The organism is Nocardia amikacinitolerans, assembly GCF_900215415.1.
Classification (GTDB): domain Bacteria; phylum Actinomycetota; class Actinomycetes; order Mycobacteriales; family Mycobacteriaceae; genus Nocardia; species Nocardia amikacinitolerans.
Genome location: NZ_OBEG01000003.1, coordinates 562568 through 582451 on the forward strand (window position 1 = coordinate 562568; position 19884 = coordinate 582451).

At 65.8% G+C, this 19884-nt stretch carries 20 protein-coding genes, 1 tRNA gene and 1 pseudogene; 13 read left to right on the forward strand and 9 right to left on the reverse strand.

All coding sequences use genetic code 11. The features are described from left to right. Positions 1-79 precede the first annotated feature (79 nt). Genes CRP45_RS16895 through CRP45_RS16905 form a run of 3 tightly spaced genes read left to right on the forward strand, consistent with a single transcriptional unit; the run spans position 80 to position 3888 of the window. On the forward strand, positions 80-982 hold the full coding sequence (locus CRP45_RS16895; RefSeq protein ID WP_067786124.1) for a metal-dependent hydrolase: 903 nt from the start codon (positions 80-82) through the stop codon (positions 980-982). Next, complete coding sequence (locus tag CRP45_RS16900; protein WP_097245868.1) at positions 979-2085, forward strand: PDR/VanB family oxidoreductase; 1107 nt, start codon at positions 979-981, stop codon at positions 2083-2085. The genes CRP45_RS16895 and CRP45_RS16900 overlap by 4 nt, the downstream gene beginning before the upstream one ends. A 30-nt stretch (positions 2086-2115) precedes the next feature. Next, the gene (locus CRP45_RS16905; protein ID WP_097245869.1) at positions 2116-3888 is read left to right on the forward strand and encodes an SDR family oxidoreductase; all 1773 of its coding nucleotides are present in this window, start codon (positions 2116-2118) and stop codon (positions 3886-3888) included. On the opposite strand, the gene CRP45_RS16910 is transcribed toward CRP45_RS16905, so the two are convergent. Then, entirely contained in the window at positions 3881-4408 is a 528-nt protein-coding gene (locus tag CRP45_RS16910) for a glycine-rich domain-containing protein (protein ID WP_245910175.1), read from the reverse strand. The two genes, CRP45_RS16905 and CRP45_RS16910, sit on opposite strands and share 8 nt — an antisense overlap. Before the next feature lie 497 nt (positions 4409-4905). Between CRP45_RS16910 and CRP45_RS16920 the strand changes: the two genes are divergently transcribed. Beyond that, positions 4906-5901, forward strand: a complete 996-nt coding sequence (locus CRP45_RS16920; protein ID WP_097245871.1) for a zinc-binding dehydrogenase — start codon at positions 4906-4908, stop codon at positions 5899-5901. Between the two features lie 50 nt (positions 5902-5951). Continuing rightward, positions 5952-6104: a hypothetical protein gene (locus CRP45_RS33895; protein WP_179830903.1), complete on the forward strand. Its 153-nt coding sequence runs from the start codon at positions 5952-5954 to the stop codon at positions 6102-6104. A 4-nt stretch (positions 6105-6108) separates the two neighbouring features. Here the strand turns inward: CRP45_RS33895 and CRP45_RS16925 are convergent, their stop codons facing one another. Next, complete coding sequence (locus tag CRP45_RS16925) at positions 6109-6540, reverse strand: nitroreductase family deazaflavin-dependent oxidoreductase (RefSeq protein WP_097245872.1); 432 nt, start codon at positions 6538-6540, stop codon at positions 6109-6111. A 175-nt stretch (positions 6541-6715) separates the two neighbouring features. On the opposite strand from CRP45_RS16925, the gene CRP45_RS16930 reads away from it, so the two are divergent. Next, a tRNA-Ile gene (locus CRP45_RS16930) sits at positions 6716-6789 on the forward strand. A 243-nt stretch (positions 6790-7032) separates the two neighbouring features. On the opposite strand, the gene CRP45_RS33390 is transcribed toward CRP45_RS16930, so the two are convergent. Then, a complete protein-coding gene (locus tag CRP45_RS33390; protein WP_143861467.1) occupies positions 7033-7464 on the reverse strand; it encodes a hypothetical protein in 432 nt (143 codons plus the stop codon). Positions 7465-8831: 1367 nt separating this feature from the next. Here CRP45_RS33390 and CRP45_RS33395 point away from each other — a divergent pair. From CRP45_RS33395 to CRP45_RS16945, 3 genes are read left to right on the forward strand one after another with little or no spacing between them, the layout of a single operon-like run. Further along, on the forward strand, positions 8832-9275 hold the full coding sequence (locus tag CRP45_RS33395) for a hypothetical protein (protein ID WP_143861468.1): 444 nt from the start codon (positions 8832-8834) through the stop codon (positions 9273-9275). After that, a complete protein-coding gene (locus CRP45_RS33400; protein WP_143861469.1) occupies positions 9275-9586 on the forward strand; it encodes a type VII secretion target in 312 nt (103 codons plus the stop codon). The genes CRP45_RS33395 and CRP45_RS33400 overlap by 1 nt, the downstream gene beginning before the upstream one ends. Then, complete coding sequence (locus tag CRP45_RS16945) at positions 9583-10473, forward strand: hypothetical protein (protein WP_143861470.1); 891 nt, start codon at positions 9583-9585, stop codon at positions 10471-10473. Before CRP45_RS33400 ends, CRP45_RS16945 begins: the two co-directional genes overlap by 4 nt. 875 nt (positions 10474-11348) lie before the next feature. On the opposite strand, the gene CRP45_RS33900 is transcribed toward CRP45_RS16945, so the two are convergent. Continuing rightward, positions 11349-11612, reverse strand: coding sequence for a hypothetical protein (locus CRP45_RS33900; protein WP_179830904.1), 264 nt, complete (start codon positions 11610-11612; stop codon positions 11349-11351). Positions 11613-11976: 364 nt separating this feature from the next. Here CRP45_RS33900 and CRP45_RS16955 point away from each other — a divergent pair, with 364 nt between their 5' ends. Continuing rightward, the gene (locus tag CRP45_RS16955) at positions 11977-12933 is read left to right on the forward strand and encodes an IS5 family transposase (protein ID WP_425436948.1); all 957 of its coding nucleotides are present in this window, start codon (positions 11977-11979) and stop codon (positions 12931-12933) included. Here CRP45_RS16955 and CRP45_RS16960 read toward each other — a convergent pair. Further along, positions 12867-13979, reverse strand: a pseudogene (locus tag CRP45_RS16960) (PucR family transcriptional regulator); the annotation flags it as partial. The gene CRP45_RS16955 and the pseudogene CRP45_RS16960 overlap by 67 nt on opposite strands. 181 nt (positions 13980-14160) lie before the next feature. Here CRP45_RS16960 and CRP45_RS16965 point away from each other — a divergent pair. Next, positions 14161-15282 carry a class I adenylate-forming enzyme family protein gene (locus CRP45_RS16965; protein WP_143861471.1) on the forward strand — a complete coding sequence of 374 codons (1122 nt, stop codon included), beginning with the start codon at positions 14161-14163 and terminating at the stop codon, positions 15280-15282. A 158-nt stretch (positions 15283-15440) separates the two neighbouring features. On the opposite strand, the gene CRP45_RS16970 is transcribed toward CRP45_RS16965, so the two are convergent. After that, a complete protein-coding gene (locus CRP45_RS16970; protein ID WP_097245879.1) occupies positions 15441-16361 on the reverse strand; it encodes an alpha/beta hydrolase in 921 nt (306 codons plus the stop codon). Between the two features lie 136 nt (positions 16362-16497). Next, positions 16498-16788, reverse strand: coding sequence for a hypothetical protein (locus CRP45_RS33405; RefSeq protein WP_143861472.1), 291 nt, complete (start codon positions 16786-16788; stop codon positions 16498-16500). Between the two features lie 55 nt (positions 16789-16843). Here CRP45_RS33405 and CRP45_RS16975 point away from each other — a divergent pair, with 55 nt between their 5' ends. Beyond that, on the forward strand, positions 16844-17314 hold the full coding sequence (locus tag CRP45_RS16975; RefSeq protein ID WP_143861473.1) for a DUF4760 domain-containing protein: 471 nt from the start codon (positions 16844-16846) through the stop codon (positions 17312-17314). Positions 17315-17372: 58 nt separating this feature from the next. Here the strand turns inward: CRP45_RS16975 and CRP45_RS16980 are convergent, their stop codons facing one another. Then, entirely contained in the window at positions 17373-18788 is a 1416-nt protein-coding gene (locus CRP45_RS16980; RefSeq protein ID WP_097245881.1) for a lipase family protein, read from the reverse strand. A 141-nt stretch (positions 18789-18929) separates the two neighbouring features. Between CRP45_RS16980 and CRP45_RS16985 the strand changes: the two genes are divergently transcribed. Then, positions 18930-19562: a TetR/AcrR family transcriptional regulator gene (locus CRP45_RS16985; protein ID WP_097245882.1), complete on the forward strand. Its 633-nt coding sequence runs from the start codon at positions 18930-18932 to the stop codon at positions 19560-19562. Between the two features lie 27 nt (positions 19563-19589). Here the strand turns inward: CRP45_RS16985 and CRP45_RS16990 are convergent, their stop codons facing one another. After that, positions 19590-19859 (reverse strand): hypothetical protein, encoded by a 270-nt coding sequence (locus tag CRP45_RS16990; RefSeq protein WP_067786100.1) that lies wholly within the window; start codon positions 19857-19859, stop codon positions 19590-19592. Between the last annotated feature and the right edge of the window lie 25 nt (positions 19860-19884).

Genomic DNA, 19884 nt, shown 5'->3' on the forward strand with positions numbered 1-19884 from the left:
GCTACACCAGCGCAGGAACCGGCGCACCGCTGTGCCGATTCGCCCGCTGAGGTGCACGTATGAGGATCGAGGAGTACCGATGAAGCTACTTCGCAGGGCTCACCGGCGCCCGGAAACCGACCCGGGCGAGGTGGCCCTCAACGCACGCAATGTCCAGTTCGACTGGTCCGACACTCCGCTGCACTGGATGCCGGAGGAGCCGATCGCCTCGCATCTGATCAATTCGCTGAATCTGCTGCTGCCCGAGGGCGAGCGCATGTTCTGCGCCGCGTATGCCGAGGCGTTGCCCTATGTCAAGGACGCGAAGCTGCGCGAGGCCATGCTCGGCTTCATCGGTCAGGAATCGATGCACGCCGAGACCCACGACAAGGTGCTGCACGAGGTGCTCGCGGCCAACGGCATCGACCCGACTCCCTATGTGCGGCAAGCCGAATACCTGTTCCGCAAGACGCTCGGGCCCAAGGACGCCGAGGGCATCGCGCAGCGCCAGATCATGGTCGAGCGGCTGGCGTTCATCGCGTGCCTCGAGCACTTCTTCGCTTTCCTCGGTGACTGGGTGCTCAACGCCGATCTGGAGAAGTTCGGCGCGGACCCGCGGATGGCCGACCTCTTCCGCTGGCACGGCGCGGAGGAAGTGGAGCACCGGCATGTCGCCCACGACGTCGCGGTGTACTTCGGCGCGGGATACGTCCGCAGGTCGGCGCTGATGGTGCTGGTGTTCCCGATCTTCATCTCGCTGGTCGTGCGCGGCACCAAGTTCATGGTGCAGCAGGACGCCACGCTGCCCGATCTCGGCTATCCGCGCCTGATCAAGCGGGTTCTCGGCGCCATGTGGCGGGGCTCCCTGCCCGGCGTGCCTTCGCTGCTGTGGAGCGCGCTGTCCACCTTCAAGCCCGGCTACAACCCGGAGACGGTCGGCTCCACCGCGCAGGCGGTGGCGTACCTGGCCGCCTCGCCCGCGGCGCGCGCGGTCGCCTCGTGAGTCCCAGGATCATCCCCGAGCAGCTGCCCGCCGACCTGTTCGGCAAGCGCGATCGGGACCGGACGGTGCGGGTCTTCGACGCCGTCGCCTCGGCCCGGTTGCGCTGGGCAACGCTGGTCAACCGGCGGGATCTGCGCCCGAAGGTCGACGACCGAAGGCTCGCGCTCGTCGTCACCGAGCGCCGGGTCGAAGCGCACGACCAGGACGTGGTGAGCCTGCGGCTCGAGGCGCCGGACGGGCGCGAACTGCCCCCGTGGCGGCCGGGGGCGCACCTGGATCTGGAGCTGCCGTCCGGCAGGTTGCGGCAGTACTCGCTGTGCGGCGACCCCGCCGACACCCGCGCCTACCGCGTCGCGGTGCGCCGCATCCCGGAGGGCGGCGGCGGTTCGGTGGAGGTACACGACGCGCTGCCGGTCGGCTCGCCGATCGTGGTGCGCGGTCCGCGCAACGCCTTTCCGTTCGCGGTGCCCGGTTACGGCTCACCCTCGGTGCACCTGCACTTCGTCGCGGGCGGCATCGGGATCACCCCGATCCTGCCGATGGCGCGGCTGGCGATGCGGCTCGGCCTGGACTGGTCCATGGTCTACGTCGGCCGCAGCCGCGAGACCATCCCGTTCCTCGACGAGATCGAGACGTTCGGCGACCGGGTCACCGTGCGCACCGACGACGAACACGGTCTGCCGGACGCGGCCGCGCTGCTGCCCGGCGTGACCACCGGCACCGCGGTCTACTGCTGCGGCCCCGTGCCGATGACGACCACCGTCGCCGAAGCGGTGCGCCGAATGCGCGGCGTGGAACTGCATTCCGAGCGCTTCTCGCCGCCGCCGATCGTGAACGGGCGGCCGTTCGAGATCCAGCTCGCCTCCACCGGTGAGGTGCTCCAAGTGCCCGCCGACGAGTCCGCGCTTGCCACACTGCTGAAATCCCGTCCCGACCAACCGTATTCGTGTCGGCAGGGGTTTTGCCGGACCTGCAAGGTCCGCGTGCTGGCCGGCGAGCCGGATCATCGCGACACTGTGCTCACCGAGGACGAACGCGCGGACGGCGACATGCTGGCCTGCGTATCGCGCTGCGACGGCGGCCGTCTCGTGCTCGACCTGTAGTGAAGGCCCCCGACCAACAAGGAGACGTCGATGACGACGGATATCGACTCGGCGGCGACCGAGCGGATCGTGCGCAGCGGTGAATTCGACCTCGCTGTCTACGAATACGGCGATCCCGCCAACCCGACCGTGGTGCTCGTGCACGGCTGGCCGGACACCCACCGCCTCTGGGACGCCGTGGTGCCGCTGCTGACGCCGCGGTTCCACGTCGTCACCTACGACACCCGAGGGCACGGCCGGTCCACCCGCACCCGGCGCACCGCCGACTTCCGGCTCGAGGCGCTCGCGGCCGACTTCTACGCCGTCGCCGATGCGGTGAGCCCGGACGCGCCGGTGCACGTCCTCGCGCACGACTGGGGTTCGGTGCAGGTGTGGGAGGCGGTGTGCGAACCGGCCGCCGCCGACCGTATCGCCTCGTTCACCTCCGTGTCCGGGCCGAACCTCGACCACCTCGGAAAGTGGGTGCGCGCCAAGCTTTCCCGGCCCACCCCGCGCAACGTCTGGCAGCCGTTCACCCAGCTGCTGTCCTCGGCCTACACCGCCTTCTTCATGACGCCGGTACTGCCGCGAGCCGCTTTCACCGCGCTCGGCACCGAAGAGCGTTGGCAGCGCGTCGTTTCCCTGATGAACGACACCCCGGCGTCGAACGTCACCCTGGCGCCGACTTTCCGGCGTGACATCGTCGACGGCCTGCGCATCTATCGCGCGAACATCGTGCCGCGGCTGCTCGCCCCGCGCGAGCGGCGCACCGAGGTGCCGGTTCAGCTGATCGTGGCGGGTCGTGACGTCGCGGTGCGGCCCGCGGGCTACGACGACGAGCGCAAGTGGGTCTCGCGGCTGTGGCGGCGCGACGTGCCCGCCGGGCACTGGATGCCGTTCTCGCACCCCGAACTACTGGCCACCGCCACCACCGAGCTGATCGACACGCTCGACGGCGGCGCGGTGCCGCGCGGCCTGCGTCGTGCCGAAACGGACCGGACCCGAAAGGAATTCGACGACCAGCTGGTGGTGATCACCGGCGGCGGCAGCGGCATCGGCAGGGAGACCGCGCTGGCGTTCGCCCGCCTCGGCGCCGAAATCGTGCTCTCCGACATCAATCTGGACGCAGCCAAGCAGACCGCGGAGTTGATCGCCGCGGAAGGTGGTGTGGCGCATGCCTATCGGCTCGACGTCTCGGACGAATCCGAGGTCACCGCGCACGCGGCCGAGGTGTTCGCCGCGCACGGCGTGCCGGACATCCTGATCAACAACGCTGGCATCGGCCAGGCGGGCGGGTTCTTCGACACGCCGTCGGCGGAGTTCGATCGGGTACTGCGGATCAACCTCGGCGGCGTCGTCAACGGCTGCCGTGCCTTCGGCGCCGCCATGGCCGAGCGCGGCTTGGGCGGACACATCGTCAACCTGTCCAGCATGGCGGCCTACAGCCCGCAGCAGGGGTTCAGCGCGTACTCCACCAGCAAGTCGGCGGTGTTCATGTTCTCCGACTGCCTGCGCGCCGAGCTGGCGGGCCGCGGCATCTCGGTGCACACCATCTGCCCGGGCATCGTGCACACCAATATCGTTGCCACCACCACCTTCTCGGGCGTCAGCGCCGAGGAGGAGAAGCGCAAGCAGGCCAAGTACGACGACCTGTACCGCAGGCGCCGCTACACGCCCGACAAGGTCGCCGATCAGATCGTGCGGGCCGTCCGGCGCGACCGCAGCATCGTGCCGGTCACCCCGGAGGCGCGGTTGCAGTACCAGTTCAACCGCTTCGCGCCCGCGGTGGTGCGGTTCTTCGCGGCGCGGGTGAAGCTCACGTAGCGGGGCCCGTCGACGCCCGGTGCAGTTCGGCCTCGATCGCCGCCACGCGCCGGGCGTCGATGCCCCACGGTTCGGCGACACCGACCTTGCTGTCGAGATCCCACAGCACGCAGGTCTCACCGGGTCGCGCGACCATCGACCACGCCACCACCGTGCGGCCGAGCTGCTCGGCCATCGAACCGTGCGCGGCGGGTTCGACGGGACCGTCCCCGTCCGGGTAGTGGTGCAGGAACCGGCCGTAGGCGGCCGTGCAGAACGCGGCGTAGCGCTGCGTGCACAGGATCAGCCCGTGCCATGCCTCGTCCACCGCGTGCGAGGGCATGCCGATGACCTGGCCGTCGCGCATCGCCGCGCCGCAGCAGCGCAGCCACTGGCGCAGGCCGGTCTCCACCAGCTCGCGCGGCTGCCAGGGGCACGTCTTGAAGACGGCCTCGGTGAGTTCCAGCGCGGCCACCGCCTCCTCGACGTCGCGCAGGTCGACCTGGCGGCGGAGGCGCTGTCGGGAACGGAAAAACTGCACGATTCACTGTACGGCGGCGCGCCGCTACCATTCCGGCATGAGGGCTCTTCTTGTTCTGTTTCTGCTCGTCATGGTTCTACTGATCCTGTTCGCGGTCGTCGCGTTCGTGGTGGTTCTGGTCAAGGCCGCGAACAGGCCGCCGCGGCAGCCCGGCTGGGGGCCGAACCACAATCCGGGACCGTGGTTCGCCGGCGGCGCCGGGGCGGGGCACCAGCACCGCCACCACGGCAGCGGCTGCGGCGCCGGGGGAGCCTGGGACTCCGGAAGCGGATGTTCGGGCGGCAGCGGCGGCGACAGCGGGTCCGGCGGGGGTAGCAGCAGTAGCTGTGGCGGCGGGAGCAGCAGCAGTTGCGGCGGCGGTGGTGGCAGTAGCTGCGGTGGGGGTTCCTGAACCCGATGTCCTGCCCGCTCGCGAGTGATCCGACTCGCAGCGCTTGACCTCTACTGAACTTCAGGTTTCATGCTGGGCACTGCCCCACGAGACAGGGAGATCAGTGATGCGGGTAGTGCAGGCAATGGAATTCGGTGGACCAGAGGTGCTCGCGGTGCGCGAAATCCCGGATCCGACACCGGGTCCCGGACAGGTGGTCGTGCAGGTCGCGGCGGCCGACGTGATGTTCCTCGACACTCGGCTGCGCGGTGGGTGGGGACGCGAATACTTCGACATCGAAACCCCTTACGTGCCGGGCGGCGCGGTCGCGGGCGTGGTCGTCGAGGTCGGCGCCGAGGTCGATCCGGCGTGGCTCGGCAAACGCGTCGCCACCAGCACCGCCGCGAGCGGCATCGGCGGCGGTCAGCCCGTCGGCGGCTACGCCGAGAAGGCGCTGGCCAAGGCCGAGACGCTCAACGAAGTGCCGGAAGGGCTTTCGCTCGAGCAGGCTGTGGCGCTGGTCCACGACGGCAGGACCGCGCTCGCCGTCTTCGAGCGGGCCGCGATCCAGCCGGGGGAGTGGGTTCTCGTCACCGCGGCGGGCGGCGGGCTCGGCACGCTGCTCATCCAATTGGCCCGCTCCGCAGGGGCACACGTTGTCGCGGCGGCTCGCGGCCGCGCCAAGCTCGAACTCGCCGAACGGCTCGGCGCGCACGCCGTCATCGACTACTCCGAGCCGGACTGGGCCGCCAAGGTGCGCGCCGCGACCGGCAGGGACGGGGTGAACGTCGTGCTCGACGGAGCGGGCGGCGACCTCGGCGAGGCGGCCACCGCAGCCATCGCCGACCACGGCCGATTCCTCGGATACGGCGCCGCGGCGGGCGATTTCGCCGAGCTCGACAAGGACGGATTGGCCGCGCGCGACATCGCGGTGCTCGGCCTGTTCGACATCACCGGCGCCGACACGGATTGGAACGCCCTCGCGCGGGGTATCCAAGACGCTGTCGCCGCCGGTGACATCGAGGTCGTGATCGGACAGACGTTCCCGCTCGAACACGCCGACCGAGCCCATGCCGCAATCGAATTGAGGAAATCTCTCGGTCGAACGCTGCTTACTTTGTGACTTGTCAGGCAGTGCGTGCGATCGGTCTGAGACAGCGCTAGGGTGCCCCCGTGCAAACTCTGATCGTCGTCGGTGTCGTCGCCGTCGTCCTCCTCCTCGTTTTCGCCGTCGTCCAATTCGCAAGTCGCCCACCGAGAATGGAGAGTCGGTGGGACGACAGCGTGCCGGTGGACAAGGGGCGCTGGGGAGACGACGACGACTGACGGCTCACCTCGCCTGCGTCAGCACCACCACCGCGATGGGCCGCTTGGTCATTTTCTGATAGGCGCTGTAGCGGCCCTGATTCACCTCGTCGACTATCGCCCAACGTCGTGCGTAGTCCGGATCGTCCGGATATGTCGCTCGCGCAACCACTTTCATCCTGCGCCGCCCCACCTGGATCTCGCACTCGGGCGCCGCCTTCACGTTCGCCAGCCACCCCGGCGGACGCGGCGAGCCGCCGTTCGACGCGGTCACCAGGTACGCCTCGCCGTCGCGCCCGTAGGTCAGCGCCGAAGTACGCTGCTGCCCGGTCTTGCGCCCCACCGTCCGCAACAGCAGCGTCGGATTCCCGAACAGCAGCTTGTGGCCGATCAGGCCATCGCTCTTCTCATACACCCACTGATGAACCCGCAGCACATTCGCGAACACACTGGCCATATCTGACCCTCCAGTAAGTTTCCGGTATCGGCCCCACCCTAATCGACCTCCCCAGCCTGCCTCGGCCGACAGACCGCACGTCCTCACAACAGCGTCGCGGGAGCGGGGAGTCAACTGGTGCCCGCCCCTTCGAGCCCGGTAGCATCCTTGACAGTCGCGGTTCCACCGCGCATGCGGGGCGGTAGCTCAGTCGGTTAGAGCCGTGGACTCATAATCCATTGGTCGCGGGTTCGAGCCCCGCCCGCCCCACAAACCCCCTCTACCAGCGGAAACGCTGAATCCGACAGCCGGGTTGGTCCAGAACAACGCTTCATCAGCAATGTATTTTGGCGGTAGAATCCGCTCGCATGGGGCCGGATCTGGACGACATCCGAGAGCTGGCGGAGGATTTCGCCACCGAACTGCGTCGAAAGAACCGTAGCAATCAGACCATCGATGGCTACCTCGAGTGCATCCGACTTCGCCGACTGACTGCGCAACGAGCTCCCGACCTCAGCGCCGGACATCACGCGAGAACATCCCGGTGGGTACATCGAGAACCTGCTCGCCCGGTCGAAACTTCGTACCGGAGAACCGCTTTCGCCCGAACATGCTCGGGGGCAGTACCGGTCGCTGCAACAGTTCTTCAAGTACGTCGCCGGTGAGGGCATCATCGAGACGAACCCGGTCGACAGGATGAGCCCGCCGACGGTCCCAGACCATGAGGTGCCGGTGCCGGTGCCGTCGATCGACGCGGTGCGCACCATGCTCGCCGAGTGCGACGGGACGGACTTCAACGATCGGCGCGACACCGCCATCATCCGGCTGTTCGCCGACACTGGCATCCGTTTCGGCGAGATGGCGCCCCTCGAACTCGACTTCCTCGACTTGAACGAGAGCACCGTGCTCGCATCGGGAAGGGACGACGGCCGCGCACTGTGCCATTTGGTGACAAGACTCGCACTGTACGGCGGCGCTATCTGCGCGTACGGGCGCGACAACCGGCCGCAAAAACGAGAATCCAATACTTTGGCTTGGCTACCGCGGTGCGATGACGGACTCCGCATTCGGCAGATGCTCGAACGCAGATGCGACGCCGCCGGCATCGAACGCCTCCACCCGCATCAGCTCCGCCACTTCTTCTCCCACACGTGGCTCGACAGCGGCGCCAGGCACAGGACCTCGCCGGAGGCGATCCCGCCAGATGCTCGCACGGTACGGTGCCGCGGTCGCCGACAGTCGTGCGAAGTCCGCGCATCGCCGTGCACGCCTGTAGGAAGTCGGGGCGACCGCTTTTGTGCCTCTAGGCGGAGGCGAGGGCAGCGCCTGACCTGTTGCTCAGGTGAAATATGGACTCGTGTCAGCTTCGAGGCCGCGATCGATGCGCAGCCGGACAGACGGATGAATGCCTAAGGTCGACACCGCCTCGGGCTCAACCCATTCGACGTGCTTCGACTCCGAGCCTGTGCGAAGCTTTCCGCCGATTGGTACGGCGCGGAAGCAGATCGAGAACTGCTGGCGCACTCACCGTCTTCGTACGCGATGATGTGACCCGGATCGGAGAAGATGCCGACCAGGGTGGTCACGCGGACGTCGATGCCTGTCTCCTCCTTGACCCCTCTCATTACGGCCTCCGTTACGGTCTCGCCCGAGCTGGCCGACCAGTGGCAGCTCCTTCAAACTGCATCCCCAACCGCCTCCGCGTTGGCGCACAACCGCGAGGTCAGAACTCTTGCAATCACTTTCGCGTCTAAGGCTGGTTGCAATCTCAGGTTGACAGATCCTTCCACCGCCACAAGAGTGATCATGGCTGCACCGTCAGGGGGCTCGATGCAGGACGGAAGGCTCCGTGACGGCCAGTCGTCGACGCAGGGTGCGACCAGTTGCACAAGAGGGGGTTTCGATGTCGATTCCAACGACGAAAGAACTCTGTCCCGCGCAGTGGTGCAAGGCAACGAGGTGATGTGATGGCGACCGAGGGATACTACAATCACTACGACGACCCCGATGAATACTGGGATGACGAGCCACTTGTGCCGCAGAGGCCCCACGCCGCTCGCCCCGTCTCGGCGTCACCGACCGTAGCGCCGAAACTAGCACCGACCATCACCAAGTCAACGTCCCCCCAGGATAGCGCGCCCCTCGCAGTGGCCGACCTATCTGCGACTCCGATTCGTGTCGGATCATCTTTCGCCTCAATGGAACTCGACCGAGGGTGCCTACCGATCCGAATTAAGATCGGTCCGCAGTGGAGTCGTTACGTTGCTCCCAGTGAGGTAGGCGATGAACTTATGGCAGCCTACAGAGCCGCTATGGAGAAGCGTTTAGACCAGCTGTTCGCTTCGGGCCGTCGGGCAACTCCGCAGGAAATTTCGGAGGCAGCGATCCCGGATCACCGGACAATTCTGATGATGTTACTCGAGACTCGCACCTGGGACGAATACTGCAGCGTGTCCAGCGGCATGATAAACAGTGGCCACTTCCAAGCATCGGGCCAAGTGATATTTCATGGACAGCATCCCGTCAGGCTGAGTGCCGACGTATCCCGAGTGCTGTCGATCGTGGTGCGGAGTGACTGGGCAGCGACCGCGCAGCCCGAACGGATCGTCGACGAGGTCCTGTGGTGCGCCGACCAGATCCGTTCCATGCGTCCAAAGCGCGTCGTACGTGGCGACTATTCACGCTACGCAGACGATGATCTGGAATATCGGCTGGACCGCCACCGCCTGCGGCTCCTAGAAGAACGGATGGGCTGATGGCGGATAAGCTGACACTTAACCTGCAAGCAATGAAATTGGCTGCCGCTAGCTGGGGCAAGGCCGCAGATGACCTCAGGGCCGGGGTTGAGACGACGAAGAAGCTGGAAATTACCGCATCAGAGGCAGGCACGTTCGCGGATGCCCTGTCCAAGTATCAGCCAGCCCCTGGCTACTTCCGAGACAGGTTGAACGAAGGTGTCACAGTTTTTGAGGATATAGGCAAAGTCCTCAAATTCGCAGCCGATACCTACGAAGCGGAAGATCTCGCCAGTAAGGGAAAGCTGCGAAAGCTGGAGGGGGAAATATGACCGTCGCAGATGACCGACAAAGCTTGCTCGACACGTCAAGATATCTTCGGGAGAAGACGATTGAAGTTGGAGATCTGCCAGCAAAGGTGAGCGAATCCTGCGGGCACCTCGTCAAGCTTGTCCGCGCAAACGGATATGGCGGCGTCCTCACCGGCAACTTGGTGGGGGCATTGACGGCTGAAGATACCGTCGACTCGATCTGGGCAGAACGCGACAAGGCAAACGCGGCCATTAATGAGACTTGGGAGAAACTCAAGAAGCTAGAACCCGATCTAGACGTTCCAGTCAAGTTCATCGACGTCGCGAATGAATGGCGCAACCTTAGGAACAACCTGATAGCAGCAAGTGGCGACTTCACCGACACTAAGCTTTCTGAATGGTCGGGGGATGCTGCCACCAGGTACGAGGAAATGCGCACCACCAGGCAGCAGCCCGCTTTGGACAATTTGCCGCTCGAATTCGATAAAATCGCAACTAGCTTGGAAACTATTGCCGCGTCGGAGTTGACACTTTACGGCGAGATTGCCACAAAGGTGCAGGAGTTGATCTCGAAGGTTGAGGACGGTTTTTTCAATGGCGTCAAGGCCCTGCTCTCCATATCGTTCTCCGGCGCGCTCACTCTGGTGCAGGAGTTGGTAAAGGTGGTTGAGGCTGCAAGGACGTTCATTATTGGTCTCGTGAAGAGCCTGGGAGATGCCGCTAAAACCAATATAGTCGAGGGTAATAAGATATCGGAAAGCGTGGGGGTTCAAAAGGGCTTGCCCGACAATAAGTGGCCCAGTGGTGTTAAATCGTCATATGGGAATGGAATCGAAGGAATCCGGGAAGCAATCGGCGACGCGTCGACAAAAGACGGAGACAAGTCAGATTGGACGGTACCCCAGTGAAGATTGGCTTGCTAAACGTGGCCGCTACTGCTGTACTGGCCTTGGTGGCCGGATGCTCCTCGTCGCAGCCCTCAACAACCCCTGCGCCATCGCAGGCTCGATCGGTGATGACTCAGGGACAGTTGTGCGACGTTCTCAAGAACTTCTTCACATCTGAGTTGCACGCCGTCGAAGCACGAGCTATCCCAAACGTATCGACAGACACCGCGCTTACGGTCGGCGGAGTGTGTGAGCTTGCCCAGGGGGCTAACCCGATTGGGAGCTACCAGGTACGAAACGCTCCGGACGAACCAGACCCAACCCAAGGCCGCCGTGGTTACTTGAAGCGGCCAGAGCTGGGCGAGGCGGTGTGGGTGTACGACATGAGAACGGATACGGAGAACCCCTCCAACACTGTTCGGTTCGCTACCCGCATAAATAAATGGAACGCAATTCTCGAGATCCGAGATTCCGAAACTCGAACAGCCACCGGAGAGCTTCATCTGAACGATGGTGACAAACGTAAATCCGTACAATTTCTTACTGAGCTGACCACGAAATTGGCAGTATAGCGCTCGTCATTCTCGTTTTCGCGTGTTTCGTGGGTTCAAGCCCTCACGCACCTCGAGTTCCAGTTGGTCGTCACGCCACCCCAGCTCAGGGGTTGCGATGGAATTCGAGATCCGGCAAGACAGGCACCGTAAGGCGCTGGCTGACGCGTGAGCGGGAGGCGTACTTCCGGCTCACGACGCAGGGCTACAGCAGCCGGGAAGCCTGTCGGATCGTCGGGATCAACGTTCGAACTGGCAAGAGGTGGCAAAACGGCTCGCATTCGTCTCCGTCGGGAAGCCGAAGCCTCGGATCTACGTGGAGGTTTCGGCTCCCGGCCTGTCGCGCTACCTGCGCGAGGACGACCGTATCCACATTGCCGACCGGCTACGGGAGAAGGCGACGATCCGGCAGATCGCGCTGAGTTGGGTCGCAGCTCGTCCACGATAAGCCGCGAGATCCGCCGCAACGGAATAGCTGATGGCGGCAAGCCATCCCGCTGGGCCTGCCGGCCGCATGCGGCGCATCGTCGCGCCGAACAGCGACGTCCGCGCCCCAAGCCCGGCGAGATCGGGCAGAACCCGCGGCTGCGCGAGTTCATCCAGCGTCATCTCGAGCTGCGCTGGAGCCCGGAGCAGATCTGTCAGTCTCTACGTGCTCGGTTTCCCGACCAGCCGGAGATGCATGTGACGCACGAGACGATGGTTCGCGCAGCTGGCTGCCCGAGCACGCGCGCACGGACGAACCGAAGGTTGCCTCCGCGCCGATCGCGGCGGGGGACGTGGTGCTGGACTCGACCAGATCGGAACTAGCCCCTGTTTTGAAAGTGGTTTGGGTGGTGGGCGCCGCCATGCGGCGCCCACCACTGAATAGATCGAATGATGTTGTCTGCGTGGGCGTGTCGGTGATCTGACGGAGTGAGGTCTCCGGTAGATGGTTCAGCTGTCGAAGAAGAACCTGAATACCGGAGACCTCGTGACCAGGGTAGCGGTGACGAGGCGGGCGGATCTGACCGACGCGCAGTGGGCGCGGTTGGAGCCGTTGCTGCCTCGTGGCAAGAAGGCGGGTCGCCCGCCGAAGCGGACGAAGCGGCAGCTCATCGACGGGATCCGGTGGCGCACTCGGGTGGGCTCACCCTGGCGTGATGTGCCGGAGTGTTACGGGCCGTGGCAGACGGTGTACGGGCTGTTCCGCCGCTGGCAACGTGCGGGAGTATGGGTGTTGATCTGGAAGACGCTGCAGGCATTCGCTGATGCCGGCGGCCGTATCACCTGGCGGGTGAGCGCGGACTCCACCATCGCGCGGGCGCATCGGCACGCCGCCGGAGCCCGCCACGACGGCGACGCCCAGGCCGAGCCGCCCGGCGGGGTCGATACCGAGCCCGCCGATCATGGGCTCGGGCGTTCCCGGGGCGGCTGGACCACCAAGACTCACCTGGCCTGTGAGCAGGGCCGCAAGGTGCTGTCACTGCTGATCACCGCCGGTCAGCGCGCCGACTGCCCACAGTTCACCGCGGTGCTCGAAGCGATCTCGGTGCCGCGTCTCGGCAAGGGAAGGCCGCGGACCCGCCCCGACGAAGCGCTGGCCGACAAGGCCTACAGCTCCCGCGCCAACCGCCGTTACCTGCGCGGGCGCGGGATCACCGCGACGATCCCGATCAAGGCCGACCAGGTCGCCAACCGACGCAAGAAGGGCTCGGCCGGTGGTCGGCTACCGGCCTTCGACCCCGAGCGATACAAGCAGCGTCACGCCGTTTACTGGTTCGGGTCCGGACGCAGAACGGCGGGGCCGTACCAGTGGCACACCAGCAGTGCGAGTTCGACGTCGAGCCGGTCGGCGCCGATCGGTCGCCCGCGTCGGGCGACGGCGCGTCCGACCCGGTATTTGACGGAGTTCGAATGGAGATTCAGCTCGGTGGCGGCGGCTTTGTAGCTGGATCCGGTGCGCAGGAAGATCCGCAGGGTGTCGCGCAAGCGTTCGTCGTGCTCGTCGTCACCGGCCAGGTTGCCGAGCACCTCGCTCACCCAGTCGCGGGTTTCGGTGAGGGTGCCGCCCAGTAGTGCGGCAACCATCAGACCGGGGTCGTCGGCGGCGACGACGGTGGACGAGGATGATCGGCGCGCCAGGGCGACGGAGCAAGCGCGCTGAGCGCTGTGATGGGAGGCTCGGAAGCCATCGATTCCCGCGGCGACGGTTCCGATCGCGACGTTCGGGTGGTCGCGGTGGGCGGTCACGAATGTGCGTACATCGGTGACCAGGGCTTCCGGCGCAGTCCGGTATGGCAGCCAGGCCGAGACGCTGACCTGATCCGCGGCGACGACCAGCGGGCTGGACGCGGTGGCAACCGCGTCCCCTAGTTCGCGGACGACCCGTTGCAGGCGCTGAATCGCATCGGTGTCGGTCTCGGCGTCGGGATACCACAGCACAAGTGCCAGGTGTTGCCAGCGCAGCGGGTACCGGATCGCCTCGGTCACCGCGTCGACATCGATGCTCTTGCGGCCATCCAGTACCTCGCGGACCCGTACCGCTCGGACGCTGTTCTGGCTTTCCAGCCAGCGCTCCCGCTCTTCGTCGTAGATCGCCAGGATCTGTTCGGTGATGCGGTCGCTGAAGTCGAACAGAGTCGCGGTGATGCGTTCGATCACGCTGATCCGCTCGGCCGCGGAAATGGCCAGTGTCTGCAGTTCAGCGAAGATCAGCTCGGTCATGCACCGCTGCCCGAGCCGGTAGGCGCGGATAAGGGCATTGACAGATACCCCTTGCCGGGCCAGGCGTCTGGCGAACCCCACGGCGGCGAGCGGAGTTCGAACGTCTGCGGCGGGAAGGTCGTAGCGCAAGGCGCGCAGAATGGTGGCGACGTTGGATTCGACGCTGGCGGTCAGCAGATCAGTGGTGCGCGGATCGCCGCGAAGCTCGGTGATGCGTTCTTCGAGGTAGGCGCAGATGGCCGCGCTGACGTCGGTCACCCGGTCATTCATTCGGGTGGCTATCCCCGCGATGATGCGGTCTACATCGACATCGTCGTGACGCGCGATCGTCACGTTCTCAACCCTAATCTCCTGCCCACCTCATGGCAGCCTTCGATCCGCTTGTTCTCGCGCGACAAAATCGCGTAACTTTCCTCCTCCGACCCAGCGACTGCGCATTCCCATCGCTGGCGTGAGTGCCCTCCACATCGATATTGCGCCGCTACGAAACGGCTGTTACATCGCGATTACCGCCAGTAGATCAAGGCGTCGGCATTGTCCTCGAGCAACAACACATGCAGCGAAGTTCATCCACGCACGACGGTGCCGAGCGACCCGGGTATTCCTACCGTTGGTGCCATTCCCACATCCCTCCCCAGGATCGACCATGGACCTTGCGACACTCCCGGACTGCCGTGCCGGCACCGCACCACACGCCGCCGCCGTCGCCGATGACAACACCGACCTGAACAACACCGCATTTCTGACCGCAGTACGGCGGGCCACCACTTCCCTGCGCGCCGCGGGAGTCTCGACCGGCGACGTAGTCGCGATCATGCTGCCCAACACAGCCGCCCTTGTCGTATCCCTGTTCGCCACTTGGCGCCTAGGTGCCACCGCCACCCTCATAGACCCGGCGTCGCCCACCGAAGATGCCTGCCATCGAATGGCGTACACCGGCGCCGAAGTCCTCATCGCCGTGCGCCAACGCGCCTACGCCTTTCCGGTCCGAACGGTCATACCCGTAGACACGCTCACGACAGCACCGCCCGACACTCACGGGCCCGCACGGGCCCGCGACGACGCACCGGCACTACTCATCCACACCAACCACGCTGGCGGCGATCCCGAGATCGTGACGCTCGACCACCTGAACCTCAACGCCCTGTGCCGATTGGCGATCGAGATATTCGCACTCACCGACACCGATCACAGCCTGTCGATCCTGCCGCTGTTCCATCTCAACGGCATCGCGGTGGGCACCGTGTCACCACTACTCGCCGGTGGCCGCACCACGGTCGTCGGCCCATTCAGCCCCACCACATTCTTCGACCGGATCGAAGGCAGCCGCGCCACCTACTTCACCGCTGACCCGACCATGTACACACAGCTGTCCGATCTGCCCGCCGAGATACAGCCCAACACCACGTCCGTGCGGCTCGCCATCTGCGGCGCCGCGCGAGCCGGCGACGAACTGCGGACCAAGTTCGAACACCGCTATGGCATACCGATCATCCAGGACCACGGGCTGACCGAGGTACCTGGACGAGCACGCTTCATCCGCCCGATAGGCCCCTTGAACCGCTCCTGCTGATCTGGATGATCCGACCCACCGCCCCTGGGCTCAGCCCTTCACTGCCTCCTCCGTAGCTATGGGCAATCCGAATCCAGCCCGGTGGTCATGAATTCGTTTGGTAGCGAAGCAGATTCACTGCGAAATTGCGTGAGCTTGCGTGCCGCGGGTCTCCGGATTCAGGCGCTCGACAGGCGGTATGCGATCCACGATTCGGCGTCCCGGAGGGCGGCGGCGGCCATGCCGGTCGGGCGGTGGGTGAATGCGTGGGTGGACTCGGGGTAGACGCGGATGTCCACGTCGTTTCCCGCGGCGGAGAGGCGGGCGGCCATGGCCAGGTTGTCCTCGAGGAGGATATCGAGACCTCCGACCACCAGCAGGGTCGGCGGTAGGTCGGCGAGGTCGCCGTAGAGGGGTGAAATATCGGGGTCGGTTCGGTCGGCGACGTGGCCGACGTACGCCTCGATGAAGTACTCGTCGGCGTACAGTCTGCCGCCCGGAGTTCGCCCGCTGAGGTCGTAGGCGCCGAACTGTAGAACGGCACCGACGAACGGATCGGCCAGGCCCTTGTCTCGTAGCCGCAGCAAGGTGGTCATGGCCAGAGTGGATCCCGCCGATGCTCCGCCGATCACCAATTCCGTTGTCCCGAACGACGACTCCGCCTGATCCAGGAGCCACAGCGCGGCGGTTTCACAGTCGTCGGGAGCGGCGGGCCATGGATGCTTGGGCGCCAATCGATAGTCGACGCTCACCACGGCCACGCCGAGAGCGTCGGCCAGACGAGCATTGCGAGCATCCCCACTGGCTGCTGATCCGAGATAGAAGCCGCCGGAGTGGATGTCGAGGTAGGCGCCCCGGATCTCGGTTTCCCGGGGCACGGTGATCCGCACCGGGACTCGACGCCCGCCGACTTCGGCGGTGTGCTGGGTCGCCCTGCTGTCCAACGGCGTCAGAGACCTGGCCTGCCGTTCTCTGGCCTGATGTAGCTCCTCGACAGTGGCAGGGCCAGCGACAGCTTTCGAGGCTGCGTTGAACCGCCGGCTCTCCTCGACGTAAGCGTCGAGCCCCTCGCCGATCAGCCGCTTCAGTCCGATCTCCATGTTCCTCCTGTTCGCAGGCGCGTGCCGTGTGGAGTGTTGGGGCGCCGAGGAAAGCGTCAGCGGACCATCGTTTCCGAACAACCCACATTGATGACCAGGATGCAACCAGGTGACGCGAGGGGGCTCAAACAACCAATCAACCTGCTGGCCACAACGATCGGTTGTGCATGCCGTTGACGGTGCCGCCCGCGTCCCCACGAAGGGCCGAAGCACCAAGCTCGAGCAGAACAGACGCCGCCAACGTTGCGTACGGCTGGCCGGTTCGAAACAGGCGGGCAACGGTTCTCGTGCGGCAAGCCACGCCTTGTGCCCAAACCGAGCCGAGCAGGCCGCCGCCGGTGTAGGCGGCGACGATCCCGCCGACGATCGCGCTGGTGGTGCGGGTCGCCAATCCATCTCGGACCGTTGGCAATACAGCTGCGATCAACGCGCTCGGCTAAGCTCCCTCTGGAACTTCTGGCATCACTCGCGCGAGGTGTGGCATGGATTCGTCGGCGGTTGCCGCCGCTGCTGGTGTGGCGACAGCGGTGATCGCGCTCGTCGCGGCGTCGCTGGTGGTGTGGCAGGTGACCGAGATGCGGAAGACGACCTACGCCAGCGCTTTCAAAGCGGTGTACGACATGCTGCAGGGGGAGGCGCTGCGTCAGGATCGGCGTTTCGTCATGCGGGACTTGCGGATTCGCGCCTTCGATACCTGGTCCGAGGACGAGATCCTGCGCGCCGAACGGGTCTGCCACAGCTACGACTGCGTCGCCATCATGTGCCGCAACGGGTTCATCCCGACCGACGTGGTCGCCGATTCGTGGGGCGATTCGCTCCGGACGTGCTGGAGTGTCCTGCGACCGCTGGTCGAGAAGTACCGTTCGGATCGGGGCGCACCCGAGTTGTGGGACGACTTCGCGTGGCTCGCCGGACGCGCCACCGAACTGCACGGGCAGCGGCAGTCGCGGTAAACCGGTGCCCTAGTCGCACTAGCCCTTTCATCGCTGGACCCGCTGGACGGAGAGTCGTTCATACGGGCACACCAAGCGCCGAAGCGAGAGTCTGGCCGATCGCGCCGACGAACGCCGCGAGCGCGCCGGGGTCGAGGATCTGGCTGGCCACGTCCCGGTTGCTGCACTCTTCGGGCGCCGGCACGCCGTTGAGCCGGTCGTTCAACCACATCGCGGCCGAGCCCGCACCCGCGACGGCCGCGATGCCGTGCTCGGCGAGGATGTCGCGCGTGTAGGAGACCTGGGCGTCGGGATCGGCGCAGTAGGTGTCGTAGAGCTTGTTCACCGCGTTGATCGGCATGGCCTCGTCGAAGGGCGCCTGGTAGAGGTAGAGCGGGCTTTCCGGCGTGCCCCGGTTGCCGAGGGCGAGTTCGGCGAGAATTCCCTGCACCTCGGGCGCCCTGAGCGGATCGCCGGGGTAGTCGAAGAGTCCCTTGATGTTCAGGAACGGGAACCCGGCGAATTGCACTGCGACGCACTGTCCTTCGTGAACCACACGTAGCGCTTGGCCCAATGGGTTCATGTATCGGTCGAGGAACCGGTCGACTTCGGGATACTCGCTTGCGACGCCGAGCAATCCGCCGAAGACGGCTCCGGTGAACGCCGAGGTGCCGTTGTTGTAGTCGACGCCTGCCGCGACATCCGCGAGCAGTCCGCCGGCCGCCGCGCCGACCAGATTCAGCTCCGGCGCGTACGCCGGCTGCAATTCGGCGGCGTGCGCGGTGGGGATGGCGCCGCCGGAGTAGCCCCACATCGCCGCGCGGGTGGACGATCCGGGCAGTCCGGCCGGTTCGAAGTTCTCCGCGGCGCGGATCGCGTCGAGCGTGATGCGGCCACCGAGCGGGCCGACGGCGTAGGCGGAGTTCGGACCTTGGTGATCGGGAACCACTACGGCATGGCCCAACTGGAGCATCGCCTGCAGTTCGATGAACTCGAACGGGATGACGGGGTTGAGCGGGTTGGGCAGCGATCCCATCTGCAGCGCGTAGGACGGTGCGCAGTTCACCGACAGCGAGTCTTCGGCGAACTGAAAGGCGAGCAGGCCGCGCTCGCCGGTGGGCGCGGGCCGGTGCGGCACGATCACCGTGGCAACGGCCGGAATCGGTTCGCCGCGGGTGTTGGTGCTGCGGTAGGAGAGCTGCCACGCCTTGACGTTCAGCGGGATGAGCCAGAAGTTGGCCAGGTTGACCTGTCTGGCCCGCAGAATCTCACCGGGCTGCGCGGCGGCGACGCGGGCCGGATCCGGTTGGTAGAACGCGGGATCGAGATACGGCGGCGCGGGCGGGACCGGGAACGGCAGCGGAGGGGCCACCGGCACGGGCTCGGCGACCGCGTCGCTCACTACGACCGGGCATAGAGCGACGGTCAACCCTGCGGTCAATGCCAAGCAGGCGTGCGCCGCCGTCGTTGCGGCCCTGACTTCGATCGGCTTCATCTCGTACCCCTCTGCCGCACCCAAAAAGAGAGCGATCGTTTCCTAAATTGGAGTGACTGTAGGACCGGGGCGGCGGTGTGTCAACGATCACGTCGACCCGATGGCCGGTGTCCCTCGGGCGGAGCGGCAGGATGGGCAGCCGTGACCGATTCCGCCGACCGCCCACGTCGCACCCAACAGCAGCGCCGCGCCGCGACCGTCGCCAAGCTGATCGAGGCGACGATCGCGGCGATCGGTGAAGTCGGCTATCAGCGCGCGACTGTCCAGGAGATCTGCGGGCGCGCCGGGCTTTCCGTCGGGGCGATGTTCCGGCAGTTCGACAGCAGACTCGATCTCGTCGTGCGCACGGCCGACGAGATCGTGACCCGGCAGCTGGCCGGATTCCGCGCCGTCATGGAACAGCTCGGCGCTCAGGAGAATCCGCTGGAAGTCGCGTTGCGGTTCCTACGCGATGCGCAGTCGTCCACCATCACCCACGCGCTGCGCGAGATCTACCTGGCGGCGCGATCGGACGCCGAACTGCGCGACCGGATCGCGCCGACGGTGGAGCAGTACTACGCCGAGATCGTCGCCGAGGTCGAGCGCACCGAGGTGTTGCGCGATTTCCCGGCGCGGATCCGTGAGCCGTTGTTCTTCCTGACGCTGCACCTGTTCTCCGGTCAGGCGATAGTGCGCGGCGTGATTCCGAATCCCGAGCGCGACGACGCGGTCTTCACCCTTGTCCTGGACATGCTGACGACCTACGCCGAATCCCTGGCGCGGCAGCGGAAATAGTTCGTCTCGATACTCGCGCGGCGGCGATCAGTACGGCCGGTCGATGGTCTGCGGGACTTCCCATTCGTCGGTGATGTCGAGGGCGCGGTTTCGGGCCTCGCCGAGCAGGGCGTGCGAATGCCTGCTGCGCTTGGTCAGTTCGTAGCGGCGGGCGCCGAGGCCCGTCGTGGTCTGCAGCTCGTAGTCGAGGTCGTCGATCAAGTGGTGTAGCTCGTCGACCTCCGCGAGTGTCGGCCGGTCGCCGAGACCCTCGAGTTGGTCGATGACGTCGCCGAATCGGTCTTCCAGACTGCGCATCGCGCGCCCTCCCCTGTATCGCCGT

Excerpts from the sequence above, each read along its gene's own strand:
- CRP45_RS16895 (WP_067786124.1), top strand. The coding sequence starts at position 80 with ATGAAGCTACTTCGCAGGGCTCACCGGCGCCCGGAAACCGACCCGGGC.
- CRP45_RS16905 (WP_097245869.1), top strand. The coding sequence starts at position 2,116 with ATGACGACGGATATCGACTCGGCGGCGACCGAGCGGATCGTGCGCAGC.
- CRP45_RS16925 (WP_097245872.1), bottom strand. The coding sequence starts at position 6,540 with ATGGCCAGTGTGTTCGCGAATGTGCTGCGGGTTCATCAGTGGGTGTAT.
- CRP45_RS16975 (WP_143861473.1), top strand. The coding sequence starts at position 16,844 with ATGGATTCGTCGGCGGTTGCCGCCGCTGCTGGTGTGGCGACAGCGGTG.
- CRP45_RS33390 (WP_143861467.1), bottom strand. The coding sequence starts at position 7,464 with ATGGCACAGTGCGCGGCCGTCGTCCCTTCCCGATGCGAGCACGGTGCT.
- CRP45_RS16970 (WP_097245879.1), bottom strand. The coding sequence starts at position 16,361 with ATGGAGATCGGACTGAAGCGGCTGATCGGCGAGGGGCTCGACGCTTAC.
- CRP45_RS16920 (WP_097245871.1), top strand. The coding sequence starts at position 4,906 with ATGCGGGTAGTGCAGGCAATGGAATTCGGTGGACCAGAGGTGCTCGCG.
- CRP45_RS33400 (WP_143861469.1), top strand. The coding sequence starts at position 9,275 with ATGGCGGATAAGCTGACACTTAACCTGCAAGCAATGAAATTGGCTGCC.
- CRP45_RS16980 (WP_097245881.1), bottom strand. The coding sequence starts at position 18,788 with ATGAAGCCGATCGAAGTCAGGGCCGCAACGACGGCGGCGCACGCCTGC.
- CRP45_RS33395 (WP_143861468.1), top strand. The coding sequence starts at position 8,832 with ATGGAGAAGCGTTTAGACCAGCTGTTCGCTTCGGGCCGTCGGGCAACT.
- CRP45_RS16945 (WP_143861470.1), top strand. The coding sequence starts at position 9,583 with ATGACCGTCGCAGATGACCGACAAAGCTTGCTCGACACGTCAAGATAT.
- CRP45_RS16990 (WP_067786100.1), bottom strand. The coding sequence starts at position 19,859 with ATGCGCAGTCTGGAAGACCGATTCGGCGACGTCATCGACCAACTCGAG.
- CRP45_RS33900 (WP_179830904.1), bottom strand. The coding sequence starts at position 11,612 with ATGACGCTGGATGAACTCGCGCAGCCGCGGGTTCTGCCCGATCTCGCC.